The sequence below is a fragment of the Cellulosilyticum sp. WCF-2 genome (assembly GCF_003990395.1).
Classification (GTDB): domain Bacteria; phylum Bacillota; class Clostridia; order Lachnospirales; family Cellulosilyticaceae; genus Cellulosilyticum; species Cellulosilyticum lentocellum.
In genome coordinates this window covers 588,302-605,925 of the sequence record NZ_CP034675.1, presented here as the reverse complement: position 1 = coordinate 605,925, position 17,624 = coordinate 588,302, and the positions used below count along the sequence as shown (strand labels likewise).

Sequence of the window (17,624 nt, the reverse complement as noted above, 5' to 3'; positions counted from 1 at the left end):
TAGTACATGAGTCGCTTGCATAGGATTATGCAAGCGACTTTCTATTTAAAGAAATGAGGCTAAAAAATCAATAAAGGTATTTAACATAAGATAACTAGGGAGGAACAGGCATGATTTTTTTAGGTATATTACTTGGATTTATTTCATTTAGTTTCCTTTGTGAAGGTTTTAATAAAATGGAGATAAAAGTATTTGAATCTTTACAAAAGAAAACGAGAGCATTATTAAAAAAGAAAAAAGTATATCAATATACTATATTTGGGGTATTAGCAATTATAGCGCTGTTTATAACTGTTTTAGTAGGGGCCGGAGAGTTTCCGCAAGGATTTTTATTGGGAACCATATGGGCTTTAATTGATTTTGTTTTTGAAGATAGTTTGTTTGATAAACTAAGAAATAACTTAAGGTAATAATTAAAAATGGAGGCAATGGTATTAATACTCATTGCCTCTTTTTTATTTAAAGCTTATGGCTTTATGCGCTACTTAACTTTCTTTGTCACTTATTTTATGACCTTAAAAAGACCAAATAAGCATATTTAACAAACAAAAAACACATAAACAAAAATATTAAAAATATTATGTTTTAAAGAAATGTGAAATATTATATTTTGTTTAATTCATATTTTAAATTAAGCACTTAGGATAAAAGAGAAAAGAATACCTCTGTTCCGAGATAGCCTTGTTCGTATAGGAAGAGATAAGTTGGATCCCCTACAGTAATGTTGAAATTCATAGGTTGAATATCGCTAGTAAAAATCGGTATACTACGAGCAAGGTTAGATTTGTTTTCCTGAAATAGTAGTGCTTGAAGCCTTGTTGTGCATGAGATGGTACTAGAAATAAAATCTACTAGATTATTGATAGAAGCAGGAGGCAGCGCATTTTTGAAATAAGTTCCTAGAGTTTCTTTTTGTGGTGAAAGGCTATCAAAAATATTAATGGGATAGTTATAAAGGAGGCCGCCATCTACATAAACTTGAGGTGAATCTTTTGAAGAAGAAAATGGTGAGGATTTAATGGCTTCAAATAAAAGGGGAACAGACATAGAAATGCGTACGGCTTCTGCTACTTCCATATTCGGAGTAAACTCGTAAGAAAAGATGATGGAAGTACTTTTGGAAGAGTCGGTCCCTACTATATACAAATCTTTAAATGGATTTTGGTCTTTATGGATAGCGGTATTTTTAAAATCAGAAAAAGTATATGGTGGTGATTTTAAATCAGAGTTAAATTGACTAGCAATCTGTTCCTTTATCCATTCATAAAGATAACTAGAAGAATACCAACCAAACTGTGTAATGAGTCTATAAACACACTCAGCATTACCAAAAATATTATCCAGGTGTGATTTGATTGATTGTGTAAAATACCTAGGGGGTGACTTTGAATCAACACTAACATCATCTTTACCGGGGACCTTATTATAATCTAGTGAATCAGCTATTTCTTTTAGATCATCAAAGGAAAGATTAAAAGAAGTGAGACAAGCAGTTATGGCTCCTGCAGAAGTACCAGCCACACGTAATATTTGTGGGGGAAGATTGATTTTGTATAAGTAGTCTAATACACCTAGGTAAGCAATGCCTAATACGCCACCGCCAGAGAAAACAAGATTTTTATAAGGAAGACTCAAGAAAATCACCTAATATTTATAACTCTAACAATATTATATTTAGAATAATTAAATATTAGAATTCTATAAATAACCAATTACAATATTTTGATAATTAATATATATTTATTCTGCAAATTAAATACATGGTATCTTAATGAAAATATATAAGCACAAATATTTATTTAGAATTGTTTATTTTATAATAATAAAGATAAAATTAAATAATGATTATATTGAATCAGTTTGTTGTAATGATAAATGGCACAATCTATGGTTAGGTTGGGTAATACGAATAAAAGGTCGATGAAACTAGTTTAAATATTCTAGTTTCATCGACCTTTTATTCTTAAACACTTATAAATATTAATTATGCAACAGCACCATTTTGTAATCTAAGCTTCTTTACTTGTAATATAGCCTTCAGCTGTAAGAAGTTCAGCGATAAGAACAGCACCGCCAGCAGCACCTCTTACAGTATTATGAGAAAGACCTACAAATTTGTAATCATAAACAGTATCTTCTCTTAAACGACCCACACATACCCCCATACCTTTTTCAGTATTACGATCCAAACCTGTTTGAGGTCTGTTATCTTCTTCGAAATAAGTAATGAATTGTTTTGGTGCACTTGGAAGATTAAGCTCTTGAGGTTTACCTTTATAATTTTTCCAAGCTTCAAGGATTTGTTCTTTAGTTGGTTTTTTCTTGAATGAAACAAACACAGTTGCAAGATGTCCATCTAAGACAGGTACACGAATACATTGTGTTGTAATAACAGGGCTAGTAGCTTTAACAATTGCATCATTTTCTACTTTACCCCAAATTCTAAGAGGTTCTTGTTCACTTTTTTCTTCTTCTCCACCAATGTATGGAATAACATTATCAATCATTTCTGGCCATTCTTTGAAGGTCTTACCAGCGCCAGAAATAGCTTGGTAAGTAGAAGCTACCACAGTAGTTGGTTCATAATCAAGTAAAGCAGAAAGCATAGGTACATAACTTTGAATAGAGCAGTTTGGTTTAACTGCGATGAAACCTTTTGTTGTACCAAGACGTTTTCTTTGAGCCTCAATAACTTTTAAGTGCTCATCATTAATTTCAGGAATAACCATTGGTACATCTGGTGTCCATCTATGAGCAGAGTTGTTTGAAACAACAGGTGTTTCAGTTTTAGCATATGCTTCTTCTAAAGCTTTGATTTCATCTTTTTTCATATCAACAGCACAGAAGATGAAGTCAACTTGAGAAGCAACTTCCTCAACCTTAGCAGCATCTAATACAATTAGATTTTTTACAGTCTCAGGAATAGATGTACTCATTTTCCATCTGCCTTCAACAGCTTTTTCATAAGTTTGACCAGCAGAACGACTGCTTGCAGCGATTACTTTTACATCAAAATAAGGGTGGTTTTCAAGTAAAGCTAAAAAGCGTTGACCTACCATACCAGTACCACCAACGATACCTACTTTTAATTTTTTCTCCATCATTAATCACCTTTACCTTTTTAATATCTTACTAATTACTCTATTTTACTAAGTAAATAACTAAATGACAATATATTATATAATTTTTTGATAAAATTGACAAATTATTATGAATATCTATAAAATGTGTAGTATTTTTATTCATATTTCACAGTGGATTATTAAGACAACTCTAAAATAGAATTTACACTAAGGGTAACATACAATATTACTTATTAGAATATGAAATATAAGGATAAAAAGAGTTTCTCTAATGAAATAATCCTATAAGAAAAACAAGGATAATAAATTAGAAAAGCATTCATAATAGTTATTAAATAAAACACTACAGATGAGTCTTGTAGAGGAAAGGAATAGTGATGAGTAAGTTGGAGAAACATGCCCCTATTTTTTTAAATAATACAGAAAGTAAATTATATCCTTGTTTAAAAGAAGATATGGAAGTAGAGTTTGCAATAATTGGAGGAGGTCTAGCTGGTATAACACTAGCATATTTATTAAAGCATATGGGGAAAAGAGTGGCTGTTTTTGAAGCGAATCAGATTGGGATGGGTACTTCCTTACGTACAACAGCTAAGCTAACGATACAACATGGGCTTATTTATGATAAATTAATGCATACTAAAAGTCCAGGAAAAGCAAAACAGTATGCAGATGCTAATAGGAAAGCTATAGAATTTGTTAAAGAAACTATTTCTAAAGAACAAATTGAGTGTAATTTTATGAATATGCCATCGTATATTTATACGACGGATGAAAAGTACATCAAGGCTATTCAAGATGAAGCAGAAGCATACAAAAGGTTGGGAATTGAGGTCAATTATAAGGATCAGATTCCACTTCCTATAAAAGTAAAGGCTGCATTAGAATGGGAGGGCGCTGCATTATTTAACCCTAAGAAGTATATATCCAGCTTGGCAGAAAAATTTACAGCAGATGGGGGATGTATATTTGAAGAAACACCAATTACTAGATTGGTGCCAGGAGAAGTAAGTGTGTTAGAAACAGATAAAGGCTGTAAAGTATCTGCTAGGAGAATAGTTATAGCTTCTCATTATCCTATGTATGATGGTCTGGGCTTATATTTTACAAGGCTTAATATGCAAAGAATATATGTACTAGGTTTAAAGGTAGACAAAGAAAAATTACCTAAGGGCAGTTTTATTTCAGTAGATAGTCCTATTAGATCTATTAGGCCTATTTACGAGCAGGATATAGTCCTTATAGGTGGAGGGCATCATAGAGTAGGAGATGATCAATATGAAGCTACTCATTTTGAAGAATTAAAGCAGTTTGGAAAAGAAGTATTTAATAGCGATGAGGTATATAGTCAGTGGTCTTTGCAAGACTATGTTACACCCGATAGCGTTCCCTATATTGGATACTTAAATAGTAGCAAATATCATAATATATATGTAGCTACAGGATTTAATAAATGGGGAATGAGTAACGCCACCAATGCAGCACTTGTTCTAAAAGATTTATTATTAATGGGTACGAGTCCTTTTGAAGACTTATTTAATCCGCAAAGGGTGTCAGCTTACAAAGGAAAAACTTTTATTAATCATAATATAGAGGGAATTAAAAACTATATCCAAGGAAAATTAAGAACCGTCCCCAAAGATACTTTTCCAGATAAGGGGGAAGCTATAGTAGCAGAGCTAGAAGACGGTAATGTATATGGTATTTATCAAGACGAAGAAGAACATTATCATATTGTGGATATTATTTGTCCTCATGTAGGTGCTAGATTAAGATGGAATAGTGCTGAAAAGAGTTGGGATTGTCCATTCCATGGTTCAAGATTTAATATAGATGGGGAGGTTCTAGAAGGACCAAGCACTCATAAATTAAATGGATATAAGGAAGGTAAAAATAAAATACATCCTAATCTAATTTAGCATAGAATAGGGTTAGTAGTGTTCACAAAAGAAGGAAAAAGTGTTAAGTTAAGAGTAGGAAGTAAAAGAAGTTGTTTAAAGGAGAAAGTAATGACGGATAAGGATTTTGAAGCATTTTTAATGAAGTGTCAGCAGGAAGTTAAAATAAAACAAAGTAACTTAACACAGAAGTATGCTCTGAATACGTATCAAGCCTATAGCTTTAGTCAAGCTAACAAAAGTCTTGAATTAAAAAAGGATAATGGAGAAGTATTGCGCTTTGAAGTAGCTTGCATTGGTTCATGGGGATATGAAGATCATAGTTGGGTATGGGCGTGGAATAATGAAAATCTATCAGAGAGTATTAGAGAAGAAGCTAATACCCTAAAAGATTTAGCTCAGGAAACAGGATATAATGTATTTGAACAGGGTAGTTTTGAATGTGAGGAAATAGTAGCGAAGGATTTAGCTTTTGTGAGCGTCTATAAGCTTAAAGCACAAGGCATCTATCGCATTGTAGCTGATGAAAGCTATCTTTTTCTAGCACTTAAAAATGTAAAATAGTAAGTATAAACCATTGATAAACATATGAGTTTTGATAGCTGAATATGTTTATTAATGGTTTTTTAGAAATATATAAGCAGAAAGGGAGAAAACAAATGGATTTGAATTGGAGTTTAAAGGAATTATATGAGTCTTTCTCAGGAGAAGCTTTTCAAGGAGATTTAGCAAAGTTAGATACGTATATTAAAGAAATGAACAAGTTAGCAACAGAAATGACTGAAAATCACGAAGACGAGCAGAAAAAACTAGAAGCTTACATAGCATTAGCTGAGAAGATAAGCTTAACCTTTGAAAAGTTGGGTGTATTCTCAGAACTTACTGTAAGTGTTAATTCTAAAGATGAGGAAGGTAACAAATACGCTGATATTATTGACCAAAAACAAAGTGATTTGGCAGAAGCAGAAACTAAAATTAGCAAGTGGATTAGTGAAATCAAAGATATTAATGCCATTATTGATCACTCTACCTTTTTACAATCTTTTAGATTTTTCCTTCAAGAAATAGTAGAACATAGTAAACATCTCTTGAGTGAGAAAGAAGAAGTACTGTTAGCTAAAATGAAAAATACAGGTTCAACAGCTTGGGTAAATTACAAGAACTTACTTATTTCTAATCATAAAGTAGAAATTGAGGTTGAAGGTAAAAAGGAAGAATTACCATTAACGGTAGTACTTAATATGGCATATGAAAAAAATGCAGACCTAAGAAAAAAGGCTTATTTAGCAGAAATTGATTCTTATAAAAAGATAGAAGATGGAATAGCAGCAGCATTAAACGGCATTAAAGGAGAAGTTATTACTGTTTCCAAAATGAGAGGTTATGAGTCACCACTTGCTATGACATTAGAAGACTCAAGAATGAGTAAGGCGACCTTAGATGCTATGCTTAGTGCTATGAAAGAAAGCTTACCTACCTTTAGAAAATATCTTAGAAGAAAAGCGGAGATGCTAGGATATAATAATGGCTTACCATTTTATGAGCTGTATGCACCTGTTATTGAAAAAGAAATGAAGTATTCTTATGAACAAGGAAAAGCTTTTGTTGAAAAACAATTTAGAAGTTTTGATAATAGTTTAGGGGATTATGCTAAAAAGGCGATGGAGCATAAATGGATAGATGTACTACCTAAAGAAGGTAAGGTAGGTGGAGCTTTTTGCTGCGCTGTTCATAGCATTGGTGAAAGTAGAATTCTCCTTAACTATGGGGATAATCTAGGCGATACTATTACCATGGCACATGAGCTAGGACATGGTTTTCACGGAGAATGCCTTAAGGAGGAAAGTATTTTAAATACTAACTATCCTATGCCTTTAGCTGAGACAGCATCTACTTTCTGTGAGACAATCGTCAAAAAAGCTGCTATTAAAGAGGGATCAAAAGAAGAAGCGTTTGCTATTTTAGAAACAGAAATTAGCGATAGTACTCAGGTTATTGTAGATATTTATTCTAGGTATTTGTTTGAAACTAATGTATTTAAAGAAAGAGAAGATAGTCCTTTAACAGTAAAACGCATTAAAGAATTAATGGTAGAGGCACAAAAAGAGGCTTACGGAGATGGACTAGATCAAGAGTACTTACATCCATATATGTGGACGTGGAAGAGTCATTATTATTATGCAGATGCTAATTTCTATAACTTCCCTTATGCATTTGGTCTTCTTTTTGCTAAAGGTCTATATGCGGAGTATCTTAAAAGAGGAACTAGCTTTGTGGAGGATTATAAAAAGCTATTAGCTGTAACAGGTAAATTAAAGATAGAAGATGTTACAAGAACAATTAATATAGATGTAACTGATGCAGCATTTTGGAAGAATTCATTAGCTATTATTGAAGAAGATATCAATGAATTTATGAAGTTAAGTTATGAAATTTAAGTTTTATCTAGATTAAGACGATAAAAATGGTATAGCTTTAAATTTTATACAGGGGGAGAATTGTTATGCAATTAATAAATAAGAAAAAGTGTTTGATAGCAATTACAGTAGGAGCATTACTTGCCTGTATTCCTATGCAAGCAGCAGGATATAAAAAGAATAAATCGGTTAATTATCATCCGGTTAACTTTTATTACAATGGAGGGCAAAAATATTTATCTACTGTTCCTATTTCAATTGATGGAACCACCTATTTACCAGCAAGAACATTCTGTGATGCAGTAGGCTTAGAAATTAATTGGGATCAATCAAATGGTAATTTATATGTTACAAGTGGTTCTAATTATTCTTCGGTTTTAAGTTTACAAACAGAATTAAGAGCTAAAGACTATGAAATTGCCTCCCTTAAACAAGAATTAGCAAAATTAAAATCAAGTGGAGTTACTTCTACCTCTAGTAGCAGTGGGTATGACCAAACCTCAGGAACAGATATTTTAGGAACAGAGCTTACTGCGACTGAAAATGAGCTAGAGAGGCTGTACGAAGATTACTTTGATGATATAGAACTAGACTTTAGAGTAAGAGTCTCTGGAAATAGACTAAGTGTTAAGATTTCTTATGATACATCTGCTGAGAATAAGGCTTTCAATAAGCTATCAACTAGGGAAATCAAGAATTTTGTAGAGGATGTATGTGATACTGTACGAGACAGACATGATGATATTATTATTGATGGAACTATTATTTATACAGGAAGTAATACGAATAAATACGAATTCTCATATTCTAAAAAAGATACTTTAACTTATGGAAGCAACTATGATTTTGATGAGACTGATGTTATTAATGCTGTTAAAATGACAAGTAGCATTAATATTAAAGATTATAGTCAAAGTATTAGTATCAATAAGGTTGAGGCATCTATAAGTGATAGTAGAGAGATAGTTACTTTTAAAATCTACATTGATGTGACATCATCTATTAAAGATGCATGGAATATGAATAAAGGATTAGATACAGATACTACTCTTAGAACATCTTTAAGAGATATTGCTAGAGATATAGAAAGTGAAACAGATTATGATATACAAGGCATTGTATATGATTCTAATAATAATACTACAATAGCAACTTATGACTATGAATATAATGAAATTAATAAGTATGGTATATAATGAATAGTTTAAAATACATAGGGCAAACTCTTATAGAGAGTCAAGATAATACAAAATTAATGAGTTAGTGACTAACTAGTATAGGAGAATACCATGTCGAAGAATAGAGATTTAGCAAGCGAAATGCAAAGCAGAATAGATAATACAAAAGAAGCGAAAAATTCTACTAGTGGGTATAAACATACCGTAAGCTCTGGGACTCAAGGTGTAGGGGGTATTCTTAAAAAGTAATAAAAAAAGTCATCGTATAAAATCTACATATACGATGACTTTTTTTGTTCAAAATTTAATTTAAAATATTAAGAATATATTCAAAAATCTATTGATGATACAAGATAATTACAGTATATTTTTTATATAGGATATTTTACTAAAGTACAATAGGAAAAACTTATAAGAGGGAAGTCAGAAGCACCTATTTAAAGGGGGATATATAGCATGGAGCTTACTATAAGAAGAGCATTAGCAACAGACGCATTATTCTTAACGAGTATATCATTTGGAGCAAAGCGTTATTGGAATTATCCAGAAGAATATTTTGAAGTATGGCATGATGAACTTACTATAACGGAGGATTACATTGAGCAGAATATTGTGTATGTAGCGCAGAAGAAAGATACCATTATCGGATATTTTTCTATTGTTGAGGTAAATCAAGAACATTGGAATGGTGAAGTATTTATTAGACAGGGTTATTGGTTAGACCATATTTATATTCGCCCAGCTTATATAAGAAGTGGCATTGGAACAGAATTAATGGAATACGCCCAGGAGTATTGTAGAGAAAATGGTATAGAGAAACTATACATATTTAGTGACCCGTTTGCTAATGGATTCTATGAAAAATTAGGGGCGACTTATATTAAGGAATCACCATCTTCTATAGAAAATAGAACAGTATCATTATATGAATATCGTATACCAGAGAAAAGTAAGGAACAAATAGAAGAAGAGGAATTATTACAGAAAATACAGGAAGAAGCGGAAAGATTAAGACAAGAAGCAGAGGAAGCAGAAAGATTAAGGCAAGAAGCAGAGGAAGCAGAAAGATTAAGGCAAGAAGCAGAGGAAGCAGAAAGATTAAGGCAAGAAGCAGAGGAAGCAGAAAGATTAAGGCAAGAAGCAGAGGAAGCAGAAAGATTAAGGCAAGAAGCAGAGGAAGCAGAAAGATTAAGGCAAGAAGCAGAGGAAGCAGAAAGATTAAGGCAAGAAGCAGAAGAAGCAGAAAGATTAAGGCAAGAAGCAGAAGAAGCAGAAAGATTAAGGCAAGAAGCAGAGGAAGCAGAAAGATTAAGGCAAGAAGCAGAAGAAGCAGAAAGGTTAAGGCAAGAAGCAGAAGAAGCAGAAAGATTAAGGCAAGAAGCAGAAGAAGCAGAAAGATTAAGGCAAGAATCAGAAGAAGTAGAAAGATTAAGGCAAGAAGCAGAAGAAGCAGAAAGGTTAAGGCAAGAAGCAGAGGAAGCAGAAAGGTTAAGACAAGAAGCCGAGGAGACAGAAAGGCTAATACAAGAAGCTGAGAAAGCTAGAGAGATATTACAAGAAGAGGATGCAAAGCAAAAAAGAAAGTCTATTTTTGGTATACCAATAGAGAAGATAAAACATCGTCCAATTAAGTTAGAGCATGAAAGTTTAGAACAAAAAATTTCTGAATTAGATCAAGAATTTGAAGATGATTTTGGAGATATAGAAGAAGTAGCGGAAGAAGCTACTTTATATGAAATCGATGAAAGTGAAGAATATGATGAAGATCATGAAGAATACAGCGATGATGAAGATGATGAGGACTATAGTGATGATGAAGATCATGAAGAATATAGTAATGATGAAGATGACGAGGACTATAGTGACTACGAAGATGATGAAGAATATGCAGAAGATGAATTGATAGAGGATGATAGGGAGATACAAATACCTAAACTACAGCTAGATGAAGCAGAAATAGCGGCGCTTATTAGACCTGTTAAAGATGATACTAGTGAAGAAGAAAAAATCCTTGAGAATATAGGTACAGCATCGACAGAGATAGAAGTACATATTAAGACTGAAAAAGAAAAGATGCTAGCAGGTGAACTTTATATTGCATGGGGAGATGAGTTCGCTAATGATAAACGACGTGCAAGAAGGTTATTAAGAGAGTTTAACAATACTGATGTAGAAGATAAAAAGTCTACTATAAAAATATTAAAAGAGCTTTTTGGTTCTACAGGAGAATATATACACATTGAACCTAATTTTAGATGTGATTATGGCTATAATATTCATATTGGAGATAATTTTTATGCTGGTTATGAATGTGTTATTTTAGATAGTTGTCAGGTCAAAATAGGCGATAATTGTATTTTATCTCCTCAAGTAGGAATTTATACCTCCGCATACCCTTTAAATCCTGAGAAGAGAAGTATAGGTTATGAATATGCTAAACCTATTACCATAGGAAATAATGTGTGGATTGGTGGAGGCTCAATCATTAACCCAGGTGTTACTATAGGGGATAATGTGGTTGTCGTACCTGGCTCAGTAGTATTAGCAGATGTGCCAGATAATGTGCTAATAGGTGGTAATCCTGCAAAAGTAATTAAAGAAATTGAAACTGAAAAGTAAGATATAGAAAAAGGACATTTCCAATGTCCTTTTTTCTAATGATAATTGTAAACCAGTAAAATTAAATGTGTTGACAAATTGGCGGTAAGGCTCCTATAATAACAGAAAAAGGGGAAGTTTATTATACAAGGAGGAATAAAAATATGCAAAAGTTAGATAACAAAAAATCTCAAACTTATCAAATGGTACTTATAGCTTTAATGGCAGCAATTACATGTATTCTAGCGCCATTATCTATTCAATTACCAGGTGGAGTACCTATTTCATTAACAAATTTAGTAATCTACATAACAGTGTTTATATTGGGTTCCAAAAAGGGGACAATAAGTTATTGTATCTACTTATTAATTGGTCTTATCGGTCTTCCTGTATTCTCAGGATTTACCGGAGGAGTAGGAAAACTAGCAGGTCCTACAGGAGGCTATTTAATAGGCTTTATTTTCTTAGCTATTATTAGTGGTTATTGCATAGAGCGATTTGAAGGAAAAGTATATATGTATGTTGCAGGAATGATTTTAGGAACGGCTATAGCCTATGCATTAGGAACTATTTGGTTTATGTATCAAATGAAAGTAAGCTTAGTAGGGGCATTAAGCAGTTGTGTGCTTCCATTTTTAGTAGGTGATGGCATTAAAATTATAATAGCCACTGTCGTGGGCCCTATACTCAAATCATCTCTAAAAAAAGCAAATTTATGCATTTAGAATTTAACAATATGTATCGTCATTAATAATGAGGTGTTGACACTAAAATAATAAGAGGATAAGGTAAATATAAAAAAAGATTGATTATTAGAAAGGGTAGTCCATGGAACATGAATTATTCAGAACTAACTTAGAGGCAAGAGTTATTGAGAGGGAAGGAGATCAGGATTTTTTTATTGAAACATATTCCTATCCTCTTAATCTAAATTTAGAAGTAGCAGGAATGTCTCGTATACAGTTTCCTATGTCTAGAGCAATATTGGTTCGTACAACACCTCTTTCTAAATGGGTGACTGTTCATGTTTTAAGAGATGTTGATTTGTTTTCAAGCTTTGCCAATTTTGAGCTCCATTTAGAGGCAAAGAAGTTAAGCATTCAAAAAGAAGAAGGGTACATTACAATGCAGATCGAATCTCAAAGTAGATAGAGGTATGAAATTATTTGGATAATAGGATTATACAAAATATGTTTAATAGGTTATAATAAGTAAAAAAGGGAAAAGCTGTTACTAATAACGGCTTTTCTTTTTGTGTGTATAAAGCTAATTAATGAACTTACTAAGCACAGCAGAGGAAGGAGACAACATGAAGAAGTTATTAATTACAAAAAAAGAATTTCTAATGATTTTGCTAGGAACTACTATACTAGCATTAGGCATTAACTGGTTTACATCACCATTAGGACTTGTTACAGGTGGCTTATCGGGTATAACGATTATAGTTAAAGAAGTATCTGTAGAGACTTTAGGGTTTGAAATTCCATTATGGGTTACCAATTTAGTTTTAAATATTCCACTTTTTATTATTAGTATTAAGCAAAGAGGATTCGAATTTGCAAAAAAATCACTATGGGCAGTAGGTTTATTAACTGCAGCACTTTGGTATACAGAATTTATTCCTAATATATTGAAGGTTAATAATGATCTTTTATTAGGAGGAGTATTCGGTGGTGCTATTCTAGGGTTAGGTATAGGTGTTGTGTTAAAAGCAGGGGCTACCACAGGTGGCACGGATATGTTAGCAACTATTATTAAATTTAAGCATACCAGATTTCCTATTGCAAAATTAATGTTAGCTATTGATGCAATTATTATTTTAGCCGGAATGATGGTTTTTGGTTCAACAAAAGCAATGTATGCTATTATTGCAGTTTTTATTACTTCTAAGGTTATTACCAATGTACTTGAAGGAATGAATTATGCTAAGGCGGCATTTATTATGTCAGACAAAAATGTAGAGATTTCAGAAGCAATTATGCAAAAAATACCTCGAGGTGTAACGGGGATTAAGGCAAAGGGAATGTATACAAAGCAAGATAAGGAAATGTTATTTGTTGTTGTGTCACAAAAAGAGATCACCAAGCTTAGAGAGTTAGTAAGAGAGATTGATAAAGCCGCATTTGTGACGATAGCAGATGTAAGAGAGGTATTAGGAGAAGGTTTTATAGAGGAATATAATTCATTAGCATAGGGTTTAGCATAATAGGACTATCATAGGATAGTCCTATTATGTTGTACTTGATTAATAGAAATATACAAAATATTTACATTGGTATATAATTATTTATAGAGTTAAATAACAACAATAAATGAGGTGATCGAGTGCGCATTAAGGGAAGCAAAAATGAGTGGTTTATTGGTGGAATTATAATCATAATGTTAATATTATGTTTTGTGAGTCAAGTAGGAATATGGACGATAGCCCTATGTGCAGGATGGTTTATCTACTATGTAACAGTCATATGGATAAAAGAAATTGAAATTAGAGATAATGAGATAGAAATAAAGAGATTAGGAAGAAGTATTAAAATATATACATATAATATCTCAGATGTTGCCCTTAAAAGAAATAGTATTATTATTTTTAAGGGACAATATGGAGCTATCAATATTTTAAAATATCAGATCAATAAAGAGGATAGGCCGCGCTTGATAGAATACTTAGAGCAATATAAGGAACGGACATAAAATAGATGTGCCTAGAAGTTAATACTTGTTAATGCAGATGAAAAAAGCTCTATATAGCTAGAAATGTATACTAGTTATATGGTGCTTTTTTGTTTGAAAAAGTTTTAATTATTTTTATAGGATAATTATATGCTTCACAATAGTTTCAAAGAAAAACCTATTTCAACCTAATGTAGAGCCGGAGATAAGTTCATATCAACGAATGGATAAAATGTTCTTAAAGTTGTAGACAATTTATGGAAAAAGAGTTATTATAATAAAAATGTAAAAAAATTACAATAATAGAATATGATTACAAAAGAGGAGGAGAGTCATGCAATTAGAGATAGCATTATTTGAAAATGCCTCAAATGAAGAATTATTAAGGGGATATAAGGAAGGGGATCGAGGGTATACCTGTCTTTTATGTGGACAGTATTTTTCTAAGGGAGAAATTTATTCTATACATGGTAAATTATTTGATGCTCAGAAAGCAGTTCTGTTACATATTCAAGAGGTACATCATTCAGTATTAGCATATCTATTAAAAATGTCTCCAAATACTATGGGTTTATCAGAATTACAGCTAGAGTTAATCAATCTATTTGCAAGTGGTTTATCAGATAAGGAGATAGCTAATTATTTAGGGGTGGCAGGATCGACTATTCGTAATCATCGTTATAAATTAAGAGAAAAGGAAAAACAAGCAAAAGTATTTTTGACAGTAATGAGTTTACTGGGGGAAAAGCAAAATACGGAGCATAGCTCATGGGATGTGTGTTCAAATCAAGAAGGATATATTTATACCATTAATCAGAATCTAGGCATGCCTGATCGAGATAAGAGGAAGATACTTGAGAATCATATAACACCTTCAGGTAGATTAAGAAGTTATCCTAATACAGAAAAGGCAAGGAAAGTTATATTAGAATATATTACAGAGCATTTTTCAAAAGGAGAGAAATACGAGAATGTAGAAGTTAACCGTCTATTAATGAATATTTATATTGATTATTCACTTTTGAAAAGAGAACTATTAGAGTATGGCTTTTTAAGCCGTACAGAAAAAGGTGGTATCTACTGGGTAAAGGGTGCATAAAATAATAGTATAATAAAAAGATAGCTTGTTCCAAGAAGTAAGGGAGGAAATAAGCTATCTTTTATTTTGATGTGATATAATAGTATCAATAAGCTATTGGAGAGGAAATTTATGAAACCAAATCATGATTTAAACCAAAAAATAAAAGCTAAGGTAAAATTGCCTAAGCAATATCAGGTTATTATGTTTAACGATGATTACACAACAATGGAATTTGTTGTTGAGGTATTAACACAGATATTTAATAAGAGTGCAGCAGAGGCAGAAAAGATTATGATGGATGTTCATAAAGCAGGACATGGTGTGGCTGGTATTTACTCATATGATATTGCAATGACTAAAGCTGGAACAGCTATATCTTGGGCAAAAGAAGAAGGATTTCCATTTAAACTAAGTGTAGAAGAGGTGTAGAAGGTGTATATTTCAAAGGTCGTCAGTAGGCTTATTATGAAAGCTAAAGAACTGGCTTGTAATTATAAACATGAATACATTACGCCTGAGCACATATTGCTAGTTATGTGTGATGTATCTGTATTTTGTGATGCATTTGAAGCTTGTAATGGAGATATTCAAGTGCTCAAAACTAATTTAGAAGGATATCTGGAAGAAAACCTAGAAAAGAAAGAAGATATAGAACCAATAGAAAGTTTTAGCTTACAGCAAGTATATATACGAGCAAGTGAACAGGTAATTAATAGTGGGAAAGAACAGATTGAATTAGATCACTTGCTATCAGGGATTATGGGTTTGCCAGAAAGTTATGGTGTTTATTATATTTTAGAGCAGGGCGTTACTTTAAGGGATTTATTATTCGAGCTTTGTCATGCACAAGATGATGATAGCACACAACTAGAGAAACCTTCTGATGAAGAGGAAGAGCAAGAGGAACAAACTACTTCAGAAGAAAAGGATATAGAGAGTATAGCCAAGTATGTAACCAATTTAAATAAAGTTGTAGCAGCAAGTAATGAGCCACTTATAGGACGAGAGGAAATCTTAAAACGTACAATACAAGTACTTTGTAGAAAAAACAAGAATAATCCTATTCATATAGGTGAACCTGGAGTGGGAAAAACAGCTATTACAATGGGAATTGCACAATTATTAAATGAGGGAAAGGTTCCTAAAGTATTAGAAGGGGCTCAAATTTTCAGCTTGGATTTAGGAGCCACTTTAGCAGGTACACAATATAGAGGAGATTTTGAAAAGCGTTTAAAAAAGATTTTGGATATTTTAAAGAAGCAATATAAACCTATTGTTTATATAGATGAGATTCATAATATCGTGGGAGCAGGTTCTTTAGGAGCAGGTTCTTTAGATGCATCTAATTTATTAAAACCATACTTAACAGAAGGAAGTATAAAGTTTATTGGTGCGACTACTTTTGAGGAATATAAAAAGTATGTTGAAAAAGATAAAGGACTTGTTAGAAGATTTCAAGCTATTGAAGTAATAGAACCTAGTATAGAAGAGGCTATTACTATTTTAAGAGGATTAAAGTCTAGTTATGAAGCTTATCATGGGGTAACCTATACAGATGAAGCCATTAGAGGTGCTGTACAATTAAGTCAGCAATATATGAATGATCGATTTCTACCAGATAAGGCTATAGATTTACTTGATGAGGCAGGAGCCTATTATACAGTATATGATAGTGGTTCTAAAGATCGTAAAAAGAAACCTATTATAGATTTATCTATTATAGAGCAGACATTATCTAAGATATGTCATATACCGCAGCAAAAGATAGAAAAAAATGAAGTACAGGTATTAGGACAATTAGAACAGAACCTAAAAAAACAAGTGTTTGGACAGGATAAAGCAATCGAACAAGTAGTAATGAGTATTAAATTATCTAGAGCAGGGCTAAGTGAAATGAATAAGCCTATAGCTAGCTTGCTTTTTGTAGGACCAACAGGAGTAGGTAAAACTGAAGTTGCAAAATGTTTAGCTAATGAGTTAGGTATCAAGCTGATACGTTTTGATATGAGTGAATATACAGAAAAGCATACTGCCTCAAAGTTAATAGGTTCACCACCTGGATATATAGGATATGAAGAAGGCGGTTTATTAACAGATGCAATTAGAAAGTCTCCCTACTGTGTACTTTTGCTTGATGAAATAGAAAAAGCACATCAAGATATCTATAATATCTTACTTCAAGTCATGGACTATGCAACGCTTACAGACAATAAGGGGCGCAAGGCTGACTTTAGAAATGTTATTTTAATTATGACATCTAATGCAGGTGCTTCAAGAATAGGTAAAAACCTTGTGGGATTTGGTGAAAGAAAGATTCAAGGAGAAGCAATTAATGATGAAGTTAAGAAAGTATTTTCTCCTGAATTTAGAAATCGTTTATCAAGTATTATTGCATTTAATCATATTACAGAAGATATGGCATTATTAATTGTACGAAAAGAGCTTAGTAAGCTTAAAAAAGTGGCAAAAGAAAAAGGAATTAAACTAAGCTTTAATCAAAAATGTATAGAATATATAGTCACAAAGGGAATTTCTGCGGAGTATGGAGCACGAGAAATTTCACGTTTAATAGAAAGTAAAATAAAGCCTCTTTTGGCACAAGAAATTTTATTTGGAAGTTTAAATGAAGGTGGAAGTTGTAAAATCAGTTTAGTAGAAGAAGAGTTTAAAATAAAAGTTAATTAAGATAAGGAAATCGA

16 protein-coding genes are annotated in these 17,624 nt (G+C 32.2%); 14 read left to right on the top strand and 2 right to left on the bottom strand.

Features of this window, described 5'->3' with window-relative positions; translation table 11 throughout:
- The first annotated feature begins 110 nt into the window (after window positions 1–110).
- Entirely contained in the window at window positions 111–410 is a 300-nt protein-coding gene (locus tag EKH84_RS02650; protein WP_127065049.1) for a hypothetical protein, read from the top strand.
- 229 nt (window positions 411–639) lie between these two features.
- Here EKH84_RS02650 and EKH84_RS02645 read toward each other — a convergent pair whose 3' ends face one another.
- Entirely contained in the window at window positions 640–1,644 is a 1,005-nt protein-coding gene (locus EKH84_RS02645; RefSeq protein WP_243118635.1) for a patatin-like phospholipase family protein, read from the bottom strand.
- 365 nt (window positions 1,645–2,009) lie between these two features.
- Window positions 2,010–3,101 carry an aspartate-semialdehyde dehydrogenase gene (asd, locus tag EKH84_RS02640; RefSeq protein WP_127065047.1) on the bottom strand — a complete coding sequence of 364 codons (1,092 nt, stop codon included), beginning with the start codon at window positions 3,099–3,101 and terminating at the stop codon, window positions 2,010–2,012.
- Window positions 3,102–3,460: 359 nt separating this feature from the next.
- Between asd and EKH84_RS02635 the strand changes: the two genes are divergently transcribed.
- The 13 genes from EKH84_RS02635 (at window position 3,461) to clpA (ending at window position 17,610) form a co-directional block, all read left to right on the top strand.
- Window positions 3,461–5,002 (top strand): FAD-dependent oxidoreductase, encoded by a 1,542-nt coding sequence (locus EKH84_RS02635; protein ID WP_127065046.1) that lies wholly within the window; start codon window positions 3,461–3,463, stop codon window positions 5,000–5,002.
- Window positions 5,003–5,092: 90 nt separating this feature from the next.
- Window positions 5,093–5,545 carry a DUF6882 domain-containing protein gene (locus tag EKH84_RS02630; RefSeq protein ID WP_127065045.1) on the top strand — a complete coding sequence of 151 codons (453 nt, stop codon included), beginning with the start codon at window positions 5,093–5,095 and terminating at the stop codon, window positions 5,543–5,545.
- Between the two features lie 95 nt (window positions 5,546–5,640).
- Window positions 5,641–7,419 carry a M3 family oligoendopeptidase gene (locus EKH84_RS02625; RefSeq protein ID WP_127065044.1) on the top strand — a complete coding sequence of 593 codons (1,779 nt, stop codon included), beginning with the start codon at window positions 5,641–5,643 and terminating at the stop codon, window positions 7,417–7,419.
- A 65-nt stretch (window positions 7,420–7,484) separates the two neighbouring features.
- Complete coding sequence (locus EKH84_RS02620) at window positions 7,485–8,594, top strand: stalk domain-containing protein (RefSeq protein WP_127065043.1); 1,110 nt, start codon at window positions 7,485–7,487, stop codon at window positions 8,592–8,594.
- A gap of 93 nt (window positions 8,595–8,687) precedes the next feature.
- Entirely contained in the window at window positions 8,688–8,825 is a 138-nt protein-coding gene (locus tag EKH84_RS21830; protein WP_190283464.1) for a hypothetical protein, read from the top strand.
- A 207-nt stretch (window positions 8,826–9,032) separates the two neighbouring features.
- Complete coding sequence (locus EKH84_RS22700; RefSeq protein WP_190283463.1) at window positions 9,033–11,195, top strand: GNAT family N-acetyltransferase; 2,163 nt, start codon at window positions 9,033–9,035, stop codon at window positions 11,193–11,195.
- A gap of 143 nt (window positions 11,196–11,338) precedes the next feature.
- Entirely contained in the window at window positions 11,339–11,899 is a 561-nt protein-coding gene (locus EKH84_RS02600; protein ID WP_127065042.1) for a biotin transporter BioY, read from the top strand.
- A gap of 103 nt (window positions 11,900–12,002) precedes the next feature.
- A complete protein-coding gene (locus tag EKH84_RS02595; RefSeq protein ID WP_127065041.1) occupies window positions 12,003–12,326 on the top strand; it encodes a hypothetical protein in 324 nt (107 codons plus the stop codon).
- A 157-nt stretch (window positions 12,327–12,483) separates the two neighbouring features.
- Window positions 12,484–13,368, top strand: coding sequence for a YitT family protein (locus EKH84_RS02590; RefSeq protein WP_127065040.1), 885 nt, complete (start codon window positions 12,484–12,486; stop codon window positions 13,366–13,368).
- Window positions 13,369–13,499: 131 nt separating this feature from the next.
- Window positions 13,500–13,865 carry a hypothetical protein gene (locus EKH84_RS02585; RefSeq protein ID WP_013659159.1) on the top strand — a complete coding sequence of 122 codons (366 nt, stop codon included), beginning with the start codon at window positions 13,500–13,502 and terminating at the stop codon, window positions 13,863–13,865.
- Window positions 13,866–14,178: 313 nt separating this feature from the next.
- Window positions 14,179–14,943, top strand: a complete 765-nt coding sequence (locus EKH84_RS02580; protein ID WP_127065039.1) for a DUF2087 domain-containing protein — start codon at window positions 14,179–14,181, stop codon at window positions 14,941–14,943.
- Window positions 14,944–15,054: 111 nt separating this feature from the next.
- Window positions 15,055–15,354, top strand: a complete 300-nt coding sequence (locus EKH84_RS02575; protein WP_127065038.1) for an ATP-dependent Clp protease adaptor ClpS — start codon at window positions 15,055–15,057, stop codon at window positions 15,352–15,354.
- 3 nt (window positions 15,355–15,357) lie between these two features.
- Window positions 15,358–17,610: an ATP-dependent Clp protease ATP-binding subunit ClpA gene (gene clpA / locus EKH84_RS02570; protein WP_127065037.1), complete on the top strand. Its 2,253-nt coding sequence runs from the start codon at window positions 15,358–15,360 to the stop codon at window positions 17,608–17,610.
- Window positions 17,611–17,624: the final 14 nt, after the last annotated feature.

Excerpts from the sequence above, each read along its gene's own strand:
- EKH84_RS02650 (WP_127065049.1), top strand. The coding sequence starts at position 111 with ATGATTTTTTTAGGTATATTACTTGGATTTATTTCATTTAGTTTCCTT.
- asd (WP_127065047.1), bottom strand. The coding sequence starts at position 3,101 with ATGGAGAAAAAATTAAAAGTAGGTATCGTTGGTGGTACTGGTATGGTA.
- EKH84_RS02635 (WP_127065046.1), top strand. The coding sequence starts at position 3,461 with ATGAGTAAGTTGGAGAAACATGCCCCTATTTTTTTAAATAATACAGAA.
- EKH84_RS02630 (WP_127065045.1), top strand. The coding sequence starts at position 5,093 with ATGACGGATAAGGATTTTGAAGCATTTTTAATGAAGTGTCAGCAGGAA.
- EKH84_RS02625 (WP_127065044.1), top strand. The coding sequence starts at position 5,641 with ATGGATTTGAATTGGAGTTTAAAGGAATTATATGAGTCTTTCTCAGGA.
- EKH84_RS02620 (WP_127065043.1), top strand. The coding sequence starts at position 7,485 with ATGCAATTAATAAATAAGAAAAAGTGTTTGATAGCAATTACAGTAGGA.
- EKH84_RS21830 (WP_190283464.1), top strand. The coding sequence starts at position 8,688 with ATGTCGAAGAATAGAGATTTAGCAAGCGAAATGCAAAGCAGAATAGAT.
- EKH84_RS22700 (WP_190283463.1), top strand. The coding sequence starts at position 9,033 with ATGGAGCTTACTATAAGAAGAGCATTAGCAACAGACGCATTATTCTTA.
- EKH84_RS02600 (WP_127065042.1), top strand. The coding sequence starts at position 11,339 with ATGCAAAAGTTAGATAACAAAAAATCTCAAACTTATCAAATGGTACTT.
- EKH84_RS02595 (WP_127065041.1), top strand. The coding sequence starts at position 12,003 with ATGGAACATGAATTATTCAGAACTAACTTAGAGGCAAGAGTTATTGAG.
- EKH84_RS02590 (WP_127065040.1), top strand. The coding sequence starts at position 12,484 with ATGAAGAAGTTATTAATTACAAAAAAAGAATTTCTAATGATTTTGCTA.
- EKH84_RS02580 (WP_127065039.1), top strand. The coding sequence starts at position 14,179 with ATGCAATTAGAGATAGCATTATTTGAAAATGCCTCAAATGAAGAATTA.
- EKH84_RS02575 (WP_127065038.1), top strand. The coding sequence starts at position 15,055 with ATGAAACCAAATCATGATTTAAACCAAAAAATAAAAGCTAAGGTAAAA.